Raw genomic sequence first — 11,879 nt, forward strand, 5'->3', positions numbered from 1 at the left:
GATTTAAATGACTTTTGCCGGCGTGCCGAGACAACCCACTAGATTGCCTCGCCGCATGGATTGCTGGCTGAATTTTGGTTTACACTGCACTACTTGGCAGGGCGGCTGGCTCGAGCGTTAACTCTTGCGCTGCCTGGCACTTATTGACTACTTAAAAAGGATTCCCATGTCGACCACCACTACCGTTTCCGGCCTGCAGTATGAAGATCTCACCGTCGGCCAAGGCGCTGAAGCCAAAGCAGGCGATCATGTGAGCGTGCATTACACCGGCTGGTTGCAAAATTCCGACGGCAGCGCAGGCAAGAAATTCGACTCCAGCAAGGATCGCGGCGATCCGTTCGAATTCCCGCTGGGCGCCGGCCATGTCATCAAAGGTTGGGACGAAGGCGTACAAGGCATGAAAATCGGCGGCGTGCGCACGCTGATCATTCCGTCAGCGCTGGGTTATGGCCCACGCGGCGCCGGTGGCGTGATTCCGCCAAACGCTACCCTGATTTTTGAAGTTGAACTACTGGGCGTGTAAGCGCGTCTCACCCGACAATCGCAACGGCCGTCCAATGAAAAAATTCAGTTTGCCTGATGCCGTTCTAAATCTCAGCTGCATAGCCTCATCACTGGTGGCGTTGCCGCTGTTGGCCGGCTGTACCGTCGTCAGCGTCACCACTAGCGTGGTCGGCGCCGGCATCAGCGTTGGCAGCGCCGCCGTCGGCGTTGCCTCGACCGTGGTCGAAGGCACCGTGAAAGCGGGTTCCGCGGTAGTTGGCGCCGTTACCGATTGAATCGATTGATTCGATCGATTCAAAATTCTCCCTCTATCCTTACGAGACTCTTATGACCCTCCAAGCCCAGTTCGAACAAGCCCAGGCCGACTCAAAGACATTGAGCGAGCGCCCTGACAACATGACCATGTTGAAAATGTATTCGCTGTTTAAACAAGGCAGCAGCGGCGACGTCCAGGGCGAGCGCCCTGGCATGACGGATTTTGTCGGCCGCGCCAAATGGGATGCATGGAATGAGCTGAAAGGCACCAGCCAGGCCGACGCCCAACAGCAATATATCGATCTGGTCGAAGGCCTGAAAGACTAAATCAGAATCCGAGCCGCCGTACTAACTCAACGTAATCCGGCCCAGCACTTCGGGGTTGAGCAGGTTCGGCGGCCATTTCCGCTCTGCCGTCGGCAACAATGCCGCCAGCAAGTTATCCGCCGCACAGTCGGCCATCGCCCGCCGTGTAGGCTCGGAGGCGCTGGCAATATGCGGCGTCAACACCACATTCGACAATTCCAGGAAATCCGGATGCAAGGCCGGTTCGTTTTCGAATACATCGAGTCCGGCAGCCGCAATTTTCTTGTCGCGCAATGCGGCAATCAGCGCCAGGTCGTCGACAATGCCACCGCGCGCCAGATTTACCAGAGTCGCTCCAGGCTTCATTAACGCCAACTCGGCAGCGCCGATGGTGTGATGCGATTCTTTCGAGTACGGCAGCACCAGAATCACATGGTCGGCAGTTGCCAACAACTCTTCCTTGCTGACATAACGCGCATTGTTAGCGCGCGCCTCCTGCTCTGGCGCCAGGCGTGAACGATTGTGATACAGCACTTGCATATCGAAACCCATCGAACGCCGCGCAATCGCCTGGCCGATACGTCCCATGCCGATGATGCCCAGCGTGGCGCCATGCACGTCTGCACCGAGGAAACTGTCGTAGCGCCATTGTTTCCAATGGCCTGCGCGCAGCCAGTGCTCTGCCTCGGTGACCCGGCGCGCGGTAGACATCAGCAAAGCCCAGCCGAAATCGGCAGTGGTTTCGTTCAGCACATCCGGTGTATTGGTCACCATCACCCCGGCCTTGGTGGCCGCGACGACATCGATATTGTTGTAACCGACAGCTTGATTGCACACCGCTTTGAGGCGCGGACTTGCCTGCAGCAATTCAGCTGAGATGCGTTCACTGGCGGTGGCGATCACACCGTCCTTGTCGTGCAATTTTTCAGCCAGCTCTGCAGCGCTGAAGATGCGGTCTTCCTGATTGCTTTCCACTTCGAAGTGCTGCTGCAATCTTGCGATTACATCAGGAAACACCGCGCGCGCCATCAATATCTTTGGTTTCATCGTTCTGCCATTAACGGAAAAAAATCAACGTCATTATCACAAACAATGGCAACAATACCACGCAAGCCCAACCCATGTAACCGAAGAAAGACGGCATGCGGATGCCGCGCTCTTCGGCGATGGCTTTCACCATCAGGTTCGGAGCGTTACCGATGTAGCTGTTGGCGCCCATGAACACCGCGCCGCAGGAAATCGCCGCCAGTGTCGCAGCCAGCCTGGTCATCAATTCAGCGGCGTCGCCGGAAGCTGTGTTAAAGAATACCAGATAGGTCGGCGCATTATCGAGGAAGGAGGACAGTATGCCGGTGGCCCAGAAATACATGATGTTATTGGGCTGGCCATCGGCGCCGGTGACAGCGCTGACCACCAAACCGAAAGCGCCGTGCTCGCCGGCGCGCAGCATGGCGATCACCGGTGCGATGGTGACAAAGATCCCGGCAAACAATTTGGCTACCTCAAGAATCGGTCCCCAGCTGAAATCATTGCCTTCGCGGGCGATCTTAGGCGTCAGCCAGAGCGAAACCAGGATCACTACGACCAGCAAACCATCCCGCAGCAAATTCTGCAACTCCACCGACGTGCCGTAGATGTCATAGCTGATTCCAGGCTTCCAGAAGCCGCTCATCAGCACCAGCAGGACGACTACCGCCAGCAGGAAAAAGTTGAATTTTCCTTCGAAGCGCAGCCTGGCGTCGTCCGGCGTTGGGTCCAGCGAAGGTGCGAATTCCTCTTCGCGCTTATGGAAATAAAAACGGTCGAGGCAATAGAAAATCAGCAGCAGCGAACCCCACATGAACATGGTTTCGCCAAAGATGTTCTTCAGGGTCCAGGAAAAATCCACGCCCTTCAAGAACCCCAGGAACAAGGGTGGATCGCCAAGCGGGGTCAAGGCGCCGCCGGCATTGGCCACCAGGAAAATGAAGAATACGACGATATGCACCACATGCTTGCGATTGTCGTTGGCGCGGATCAAAGGCCTGATCAGCAGCATGGAAGCGCCGGTGGTGCCCATCAGGCTGGCCAGCAGGGTGCCGATTGCCAGCAAACCTGTATTCAAGGCCGGCGTTCCATGCAGATTACCGCGCAAACATATGCCACCGGCCACCACGTACAAGGCGAGCAACAAAATAATGAAGGGAAAATACTCTGCCATGAAGGCATGCACCACGCCGGCGGCCGCTGTCGGCACGCCAAACGCCAGTGCGCACGGAATCAGGAAAGCCAGCGACCAGACTACCGTAATCTTGCCGAAATGATGGTGCCAGAAGGTCGGCGCCAACAGGGGCCCGAGCGCAATCGACAGTAGCAAGCCCATGAAAGGGACGCCCCACCAGGCTGACAGCTGGGCGCCGTCCAGTTCTGCTGCCTGCGCAACTACTGGCAGGAAGGCAATCAAGGTAGCGAGGATTTTTTTATGCAATGTAGTCTTCCGGATAAGGTGATCGATCGATGCCTGATCAAGGCGCGGGCTATTCTAGCACAAAATAGATATCAAATAAATAACAAAGACGCGCACTATGTTGCTGCAACAACAGGATCGGCGATCTCGAAAACCTGGCGCAGGTAGTTCAGATAAGCCTGGTCGTCGCATATATTCTTGGACGGCGTATCCGACAGCTTGGCGACCGGCTGGCCGTTACAGCGCACCATCTTTATGACGATTTGCAATGGCGTGTAGCCCAGGTCGTTGGTCAGATTGGTCCCCACGCCAAACGCCACCCGGGTCCGGTCCTTGAACCGCAGATACAACTCGTTGACCTTGCCGAAATCGAGGCTATCGGAAAACACCAGGGACTTGGTCGCCGGATCGACACGATTGTCCTGATAGTGTTTGATCAGGCGCTCGCCCCATTCGAACGGATCGCCGGAATCATGGCGCGCACCGTCGAACAATTTGCAGAAGTACAGATCGAAGTCGCGCAGGAATGCCGCCATGCCGTAGACATCGGATAAAGCAATGCCGAGATCGCCGCGATATTCCTTGGCCCACATTTCAAACCCGAAAATCTGCGAGTCGCGCAAGCGCGGGCCGAGCGACTGGCAGGCTTGCAAATACTCATGCGCCATGGTGCCCAGCGGCGTCATGCCGAATTTCATGGCGAAATAGACGTTGGAGGTCCCGACCAGATGTTGCGCGAAATCGCGCTGCAAGGTCTGCACCACTTCCTCGTGCCAGGTACGGGAAAAACGGCGGCGCGTGCCGTAATCGGCTATATTGCAGCCGGCCATGGCGGCATCGTCGCGGATCAACGCCATCTTGCTTTGCAGGCGTTTGCGCCCTTCCAGATAATCCGGCGCAGTCTGCGTGGCACGGAAATAAACTTCATTGACGATCGCCAGCACCGGCACCTCAAACAGGATCGTATGCAGCCACGGCCCTTTGATCACGATATCGATTTCGCCGTTATCCGCTGCCGACGGCTGCACGGTGATATATTTTTGCTGCAGATGAAACAGGCTCAGGAAATCGATGAAATCGCTCTTGATGAAACGCAGGCTGCTGAGATAAGCCAGTTCCTGCTCCTGGAAGCGCAGACGGCACAGGCCGGCGATTTCATCGCGGATTTCATCGACGTAAGGCCGCAGGTCCACGCCCTTGTTACGGCATTTGTAGCGATACTCCACTTCTGCTGCGGGAAAATGATGCAATACCACCTGCATCATCGTGAATTTATATAAGTCTGTGTCGAGCAGCGAAGTAATGATCATGGTATGTGAATGCGGGACGGTGATGGCTGGAAAAATGGCTGCTGCCGGATTGCCTGGAATCGATTTCGCATCTTACAACAGCAGCCAGGCAAAACGGCGGCAAGCAGTTTATTTGATGCATTCGCTGCGATAGCGCGCTTCCAGCTTGCTGCGGTCGTCGTATTGCGTGACGTTACCACTCGCGGTTTGCTTCAAGCGGTCAGGGGCTGGTTGGGCACGCTTGATTTGCTGCTGCAAATCGTCGCAATAATTGCTACCCTGGAAAATCAGGCCGCTGCCGGCTGGGTTTGCCTGCGCGTCCGCTTCAGGCGCAGCTAGCAATTTCTTTTTATCTTCCGCCGACTGGCTATTTTGGATGCTCCCGGAGCTGGTGGCATTCGACTGGATCACGGGATTAGGCGTCGTGAGCGGCCCCGCGGCATACGCCGGCAAGGCTGGCATGGCGAACACCAGCATCAGCGACACACGGCGAAATTGCCGAAGCGATTGCGGAAGAAACTGCGGCAGATGCTGGCTCATGGCAATGCTCCCTGACGAAAAAATATTGTGGCTTGCTTATTCAACTCCGGCAGCAGCGTCTTTCAACAGCGCATGGTCGGGCTCGAAGAAACACCAGTGCACCTGCGGCCAGCGTTGCTGGATCCCGGCCTCGATGCGGTTGATCGCATCGACCAGCGCCACATCGGAAGACTGTGGCCGCATCACGGCTTGCACCGCAATCATGACTTGCTCGCCCCATTGCATCGAAATCAGATTCCTGATGCTCGCCACATCGGCGTCCGCTTCGATATGCGCCTTGATGGCCGCATGCACCTCAGGTGCGGCGGACTCGCCGGTGACCATGGCTTTCACCTCGCGTATCACCATCACCGCGACCACCATCAGCAACACGCCAACCGCAATCGTGCCGCAGGCGTCCCACAGCGGATTACCGGTGATCACGGTCATCAGGACGGCGCCAAATGCCAACGCCAGACCCGCCAGCGCGGCGATATCCTCACCTGCCACCACCATCAGTTCCGACTGCCGGGTTTCGCGAAACCATCGCATGAATGGCTTGCCCTGCGAAATCTTGCGGATTTCCACCATCGCTCCGCGCAGGGAAATTGCTTCCAGCACCACCGACACCCCCAGCACGCCCAAGGCTATCCAGGGAGCGCTGATCGGCTGCGGATGTTTGAAATGCTCGATGCCTTCCATGACCGAAAACGCCCCGCCGACAAAAAATAACAGCAGCGCTACCATCATCGCCCAAAAATAAACCACGCGCGCATAACCCATCGGATGGGAGGTGTTGGCCGGTTTCTTGGCTTCTTTCAAGCCGATCAGCAAAAATACCTGGTTGGTGCAATCGGCCAGAGAATGAATGGCTTCCGCCAGCATGGCGCCGGAGCCGGTATAGATCGAGGCGGCAAACTTGGCCAGAGCAATCCCGCCGTTGGCGCCCAAAGCATAAAATATGGCTTTGGTGGAACCTTCCGTGGAAGATGACATAATTATCCTATAGCAACAAATGCAATTACGATAGCCATTTTGCCAAGTTCGCGCAAGCAATCCTGCTGCTGCCTCGAAAAACCTTGGATGGATATGGTAAAACTGCGAATAACAACGGCATTTGCGGCTAATGTGAATTTCACATTTGCTTATATGGATTCTATATAACAGCTGTTTGTGGGAAACCTAGAATTACCTTAAAATACAAGGCTTTGCGACAGGGTGCGTAGAACAGCGCCGCTTGCTGGAAAACCCCTGCCGCCGCCTCAAGACCATTATTACAGATAGGACTGTTGTTATGACCCACGTTGTGACCGAATCCTGCATTCGCTGCCGCTATACCGACTGCGTGGATGTATGCCCGGTTGATTGCTTCCGGCAAGGCCCGAATTTCCTGTCGATCGACCCCGACGAGTGCATCGATTGCGCAGTCTGCGTCGCCGAGTGCCCGGTGAACGCCATCTACGCCGAAGAAGACGTGCCTGCGGATCAGCTGCATTTCATCAAGCTGAATGAAGATCTGTCGCGCCATTGGCCATCGATCACCAAGACCATTGCACCTTTGGCAGAAGCCGAGGAATGGAAAGATGTAAAAGAAAAACTGGAATTTTTGCAACGTTAAGCTGCCTCTTGGCCGCCGCTTGAATGGCGGCCCGGTGCAGCATGGCGCCAAGCCACCAATTTAAGCCAGGCCATTGCCCCCAGCCACAGTGCAGCATTTATTCGCCGTCAGACAGAAATTCGCGAAATTTTAATCCAATCGCCGTCGCAGCCATCGCAAGTACACCGCCACGGCGTTTTGGGGGACCCAACTGAAACAGGAATCAGATCGTCGTTATGGATACCAACGTCAAGCTTGCAGCACTCAACTCCGCCAACAGCACACCGATCGAGACCGATGCCGTCATCGTCGGCGCCGGTCCGGTGGGCCTGTTCCAGGTCTTCGAACTCGGCCTGCTGGAAATCAAGGCCCATGTCATCGACTCCCTGCCGGTGGTCGGCGGCCAGTGCGTGGAACTGTATCCTGACAAGCCGATTTACGACATTCCGGCAGTCCCGGTCTGCACCGGCCAGGAACTGACCGATAATCTGCTCAAGCAGATCGAGCCGTTCGAGCCGACCTTCCACCTGAACCAGGAAGTCACGCTGGTAGCGCGCCGCGAAGATAATCGCTTCGACCTGGAAACGTCGGCCGGCACCCGTTTCATCACCAAAACCATCTTCATCGCAGCCGGCGTCGGCTCGTTCCAGCCGCGCACCATCAAGGTCGACGGCATCGATCAGTTCGACAATACCCAACTGTTCTACCGGGTCAAGGATCCGGCCCAGTTCCACGGCAAGAACCTGGTGATCTGCGGCGGCGGCGATTCGGCGCTGGACTGGGCGCTGGATCTGGTCGGCAAGGCGGAATCGGTCGTACTGCTGCACCGTCGCGAAGAATTCCGCGCGGCGCCGGCTTCGGTGGCCAAGATGAAAGCCTTGTGCGAAGCCTACGAAATGCAATTCCTGGTTGGCCAGGTCACCGGCCACGAAGCCAAAGACGGCAAACTCAGCGAAATCAAGGTCACCGGCCCGGATGGCGTCACCCGCCGCCTGCCGCTGGATACCCTGCTGGTGTTCTTCGGCCTGTCGCCAAAACTCGGCCCGATCGCTGAATGGGGCCTGGATATCGAGCGTAAGCAACTGCGCGTGGTCGATACCGAGAAGTTCGAAACCAATGTGCCAGGCATCTTCGCGGTCGGCGATATCAACACCTACCCGGGCAAGAAGAAACTGATCCTGTCGGGCTTCCATGAAGCTGCATTGGCTGCATTCGGCGCTGCGCCGTACATCTTCCCGGACAAGAAGATCCACATGCAGTACACCACCACATCGCCGAAGCTGCACAAGATTTTGGGTGTGGAATCGCCAGTATTCGATTAAGCCCGGTTTCAACGATAAAAAGCCGCCCGAGAGCCACTCTCCGGCGGCTTTTTTTTCGCGTAGGGTGGGCATGTATGCCCACGCGTTACCGTGATATCCGGAGAGCGCCCCTTTGCGGCGCGTCAATACGCATATACATGGCGTGAGTTCACGCGTGGGCATACGTGCCCACCCTACCTCCTTTGTATCGGGTAAACGTAAAAATGCCCGGGATGCATCTGCATCCCGGGCATTTTTTAACCGCTGGATTACTGCGCCGCTGCCGGAGCAGCTTCGCCGCCTTCGTCAGATTGGGCTGCCTTCATCGACAGTTTCAAACGGCCGCGGTCATCGGTTTCGAGAACCTTGACACGCACTTGCTGGCCTTCTTTCAGGTAATCTGCAACCGCATTCACGCGTTCATTGGCGATCTGGCTGATGTGCAGCAGACCGTCTTTGCCCGGCAATACTTGCACGATTGCGCCGAAATCCAGCAGCTTCAAGACAGTACCTTCGTAGACCTTGCCGACTTCAACCGAAGCCGTCAGTTCTTCGATGCGACGCTTGGCTTCCTGGCCTGCAGCAGCATCCACCGAAGCGATAGTCACGACGCCTTCGTCGCTGATATCGATCTGGGTACCGGTTTCTTCAGTCAACGCGCGGATCACAGCGCCGCCCTTGCCGATCACGTCACGGATTTTTTCCGGATTGATCTTGACGGTGATCAGGCGTGGTGCGAAATCGGACAGCTCGGTTTTACCGTGCGGTACCGCTTCTTGCATTTTGCCGAGGATATGGATGCGGCCTTCTTTAGCTTGCGCCAATGCGACCTGCATGATTTCCTTGGTGATGCCCTGGATCTTGATATCCATTTGCAAAGCAGTGATACCGTTAGCGGTACCGGCTACCTTGAAGTCCATGTCGCCGAGGTGATCTTCGTCGCCCAGGATGTCGGTCAGGACGGCGAATTTGCTGCCTTCCTTGATCAGGCCCATGGCGATACCGGCAACGTGTGCTTGCATCGGCACACCGGCATCCATCAATGCCAGGCAGCCGCCGCAGACCGAAGCCATCGACGACGAACCGTTGGATTCGGTGATTTCCGACACCAGGCGTACCGAGTAGCTGAAATCTTCCGGCGCCGGCAATGCTGCTTGCAGTGCGCGCTTGGCCAGACGGCCATGGCCGATTTCACGGCGCTTAGGCGTACCTACGCGGCCGGTTTCGCCGGTTGCGAACGGTGGCATGTTGTAATGCAGCATGAAACGGTCCGAATATTCGCCCATCAGCGCGTCGATCTTTTGTTCGTCGCGTGCGGTACCCAGCGTGGCAACTACCAGCGCCTGGGTTTCACCGCGGGTGAACAGTGCCGAACCGTGGGTACGCGGCAAGACGCCAGTGCGGATCGTGATCGGACGCACGGTACGTGTGTCGCGGCCGTCGATACGCGGCTCGCCTTCGAGGATCTGCGAACGGACGATCTTGGCTTCCAGGTCAAACAGGATGCCGCTGACTTCCGAAGAGTCAGGTGCAGCAGCGCCAATCGATGCAGCTTCAGCAGCCAGTGCCGTGTTGACTTCAGCGAAAGCGTCTTTCAGCTTGGTCGTACGGGCTTGCTTGTCTTTGGTTTGATAAGCTTCACGCAGCTTGGCTTCACCGAAATGCGCAACGCGAGCGATCAGTGCGTCGTTCTTCGGCGCCGGGCTCCATTCGACTTCAGGCTTGCCGCCGTCGCGTACCAGTTCGTGGATCGCGTTGATAACCGCCTTCGATTGCTCGTGGCCGAAAACAACCGCGCCCAGCATGATTTCTTCGGACAATTGCCTGGCTTCGGATTCCACCATCAGCACTGCAGTTTCAGTACCGGCAACCACCAGGTCCATGGCTGACTTGGTCAGTTGCGAAGTGGTCGGGTTCAAGACGTACTGGCCGTCGATATAACCAACGCGCGCAGCGCCAACCGGGCCGGCGAAAGGAATACCGGCAACCGACAAGGCAGCCGAAGCGCCGATCATTGCAGCGATATCAGGATCGATTTCAGGATTGACCGACAACACGTGAATGATGACTTGCACTTCATTCAGGTAGCCTTCCGGGAACAACGGACGGATCGGACGATCGATCAGGCGCGATGTCAGGGTTTCTTTTTCGGAAGGACGGCCTTCGCGTTTGAAGAAACCGCCCGGGATACGGCCAGCAGCGTAAGTCTTTTCAACATAATCAACGGTCAGCGGGAAAAAATCCTGACCTGGCTTGGCATCTTTGCGTGCCACAACGGTAGCCAGCACAACGGTATCTTCGATCGATACCAGCACTGCGCCGGAGGCTTGGCGAGCGATCTCGCCGGTTTCCAGCGTAACTTGATGCTGACCATACTGGAATGTCTTCGTAACTTTATTAAACACAATATATCCTTTCATTTTGCCGACAGATTTTCAGGCGCTGTCGTTCACCTCACCACAGACGACTACATCGCAGGCATTACCAGCGAGTGCCGTCTCCTTGCACTGAACCAACTTCTAACTTTGTAAAACTTGTGCAGATAAGCAAGCCGCCAAAAGCAAAAATGCCCGCATCAGAGACTGATACAGGCATTTTTTTCAACTTATCGACGGACCACGGACATCGTCACGAAATATCGAAACTGGATGTCGTTAAAAATATCGCGGGCCGACGAGGAGTCGCGCACTTACTATTACTTACGCAAGCCGAGTTTTTCGATCAGCGAGCGGTAACGGTTCAGATCCTTACCTTTGAGGTAGGACAGCAGGCTTTTACGACGGTTAACCATCATGATCAGGCCGCGGCGGGAATGATGATCCTTAGCGTGGGCTTTGAAGTGACCGTTCAAGTCATTGATACGGGCAGTCAGCAGCGCAACTTGCACCTCTGGGGAGCCGGTGTCGTTTTGACCGCGCGCATTATCAGTGATAATAGCGGCCTTGGCTGTTTTTTCGATAGTCATGCTTTACCTTTCACAAGCGGTGTACAGAGTACGTAACCCTATGCACCGTGAACAAACAATTAAAAAATCCGGTCGAATGACCAGACGCGCAGTATATAGCAAAAATCCTGCTGATTCAAATAGTTAGCGCACCCGACAACAATCAATATTGGAGAATTGCCATGAAGCACTTTTTTCCCACCCTGCTAGCCGGTTTGTTGCTTAGCCTTGGCGGTTGCGCCTCGCTCCTGGCGCCGCCGGTCAATCCCGGCGAACCGGAGGCGCAGGTGCTGGCCCGCCTGGGGAAACCGACCGGATCTTATCAGGACGGCAATGATGTATTATTGGAATATTCACGCGGCCCGTTTGGCCAGGCGACTTTCATGGCAAAAATCGGCCCGGACCACAAGCTGGTTTCATATGAGCAAGTACTGACTCTGGAAAAATTCGCCACCATCAAAGTGAATCAGTTCAATCAGAACGATGTCTTGCGGACCATCGGCAAGCCGATCGAAACCATCTACTACGACCGCGTGAAACTGAACGGCTGGAACTACGGCTACAAGGAAAGCGGCGTCTGGAACTCGATGATGACGGTTTATTTCGACGACAGCGGGATTGTGCGCAAACTCGAAAACGGCCCTGATCCACGCTACGAACATAGCAGGTTTGGCATGTAGTGGCTTAAAGCGGCTTAATCCAAAGCGAATGGCGGCAT

13 protein-coding genes are annotated in these 11,879 nt (G+C 55.9%); 6 read left to right on the forward strand and 7 right to left on the reverse strand.

All coding sequences use genetic code 11. The features are described from left to right. Window positions 1-166 precede the first annotated feature (166 nt). Genes KHU29_RS10565 through KHU29_RS10575 form a run of 3 tightly spaced genes read left to right on the forward strand, consistent with a single transcriptional unit; the run spans window position 167 to window position 1,086 of the window. The gene (locus KHU29_RS10565) at window positions 167-523 is read left to right on the forward strand and encodes an FKBP-type peptidyl-prolyl cis-trans isomerase (RefSeq protein WP_211452765.1); all 357 of its coding nucleotides are present in this window, start codon (window positions 167-169) and stop codon (window positions 521-523) included. Between the two features lie 34 nt (window positions 524-557). After that, a complete protein-coding gene (locus KHU29_RS10570; RefSeq protein WP_211452766.1) occupies window positions 558-779 on the forward strand; it encodes a hypothetical protein in 222 nt (73 codons plus the stop codon). Between the two features lie 52 nt (window positions 780-831). Next, window positions 832-1,086 (forward strand): acyl-CoA-binding protein, encoded by a 255-nt coding sequence (locus tag KHU29_RS10575; protein ID WP_211452767.1) that lies wholly within the window; start codon window positions 832-834, stop codon window positions 1,084-1,086. 21 nt (window positions 1,087-1,107) lie between these two features. Here KHU29_RS10575 and KHU29_RS10580 read toward each other — a convergent pair whose 3' ends face one another. The 5 genes from KHU29_RS10580 to KHU29_RS10600 all read right to left on the reverse strand — a co-directional run bounded on the left by KHU29_RS10580 (window position 1,108) and on the right by KHU29_RS10600 (window position 6,315). Beyond that, window positions 1,108-2,112, reverse strand: a complete 1,005-nt coding sequence (locus tag KHU29_RS10580) for a 2-hydroxyacid dehydrogenase (RefSeq protein ID WP_211452768.1) — start codon at window positions 2,110-2,112, stop codon at window positions 1,108-1,110. A 10-nt stretch (window positions 2,113-2,122) separates the two neighbouring features. After that, window positions 2,123-3,532 (reverse strand): sodium:proton antiporter, encoded by a 1,410-nt coding sequence (locus KHU29_RS10585; RefSeq protein WP_211452769.1) that lies wholly within the window; start codon window positions 3,530-3,532, stop codon window positions 2,123-2,125. A gap of 95 nt (window positions 3,533-3,627) precedes the next feature. Continuing rightward, the gene (gene pncB, locus KHU29_RS10590; RefSeq protein ID WP_211452770.1) at window positions 3,628-4,821 is read right to left on the reverse strand and encodes a nicotinate phosphoribosyltransferase; all 1,194 of its coding nucleotides are present in this window, start codon (window positions 4,819-4,821) and stop codon (window positions 3,628-3,630) included. 108 nt (window positions 4,822-4,929) lie between these two features. After that, complete coding sequence (locus KHU29_RS10595; RefSeq protein ID WP_211452771.1) at window positions 4,930-5,340, reverse strand: hypothetical protein; 411 nt, start codon at window positions 5,338-5,340, stop codon at window positions 4,930-4,932. Window positions 5,341-5,376: 36 nt separating this feature from the next. Further along, window positions 5,377-6,315, reverse strand: a complete 939-nt coding sequence (locus KHU29_RS10600) for a cation diffusion facilitator family transporter (RefSeq protein ID WP_211452772.1) — start codon at window positions 6,313-6,315, stop codon at window positions 5,377-5,379. A gap of 298 nt (window positions 6,316-6,613) precedes the next feature. On the opposite strand from KHU29_RS10600, the gene fdxA reads away from it, so the two are divergent. Both fdxA and KHU29_RS10610 read left to right on the forward strand, forming a co-directional pair. Then, window positions 6,614-6,937, forward strand: coding sequence for a ferredoxin FdxA (fdxA, locus tag KHU29_RS10605; RefSeq protein ID WP_092357129.1), 324 nt, complete (start codon window positions 6,614-6,616; stop codon window positions 6,935-6,937). Between the two features lie 215 nt (window positions 6,938-7,152). After that, window positions 7,153-8,238, forward strand: a complete 1,086-nt coding sequence (locus tag KHU29_RS10610) for an NAD(P)/FAD-dependent oxidoreductase (RefSeq protein ID WP_211452773.1) — start codon at window positions 7,153-7,155, stop codon at window positions 8,236-8,238. 248 nt (window positions 8,239-8,486) lie between these two features. On the opposite strand, the gene pnp is transcribed toward KHU29_RS10610, so the two are convergent. Together pnp and rpsO are read right to left on the reverse strand one after the other, a co-directional pair. Next, entirely contained in the window at window positions 8,487-10,622 is a 2,136-nt protein-coding gene (pnp, locus tag KHU29_RS10615; protein WP_211452774.1) for a polyribonucleotide nucleotidyltransferase, read from the reverse strand. 290 nt (window positions 10,623-10,912) lie between these two features. Next, a complete protein-coding gene (gene rpsO / locus KHU29_RS10620) occupies window positions 10,913-11,182 on the reverse strand; it encodes a 30S ribosomal protein S15 (RefSeq protein WP_014007042.1) in 270 nt (89 codons plus the stop codon). A gap of 161 nt (window positions 11,183-11,343) precedes the next feature. On the opposite strand from rpsO, the gene KHU29_RS10625 reads away from it, so the two are divergent. Then, the gene (locus KHU29_RS10625; protein WP_211452775.1) at window positions 11,344-11,841 is read left to right on the forward strand and encodes a hypothetical protein; all 498 of its coding nucleotides are present in this window, start codon (window positions 11,344-11,346) and stop codon (window positions 11,839-11,841) included. Window positions 11,842-11,879 lie beyond the last annotated feature (38 nt).

It is taken from the genome of Collimonas antrihumi (genome assembly GCF_018304965.1).
Taxonomy (GTDB): domain Bacteria; phylum Pseudomonadota; class Gammaproteobacteria; order Burkholderiales; family Burkholderiaceae_D; genus Collimonas; species Collimonas antrihumi.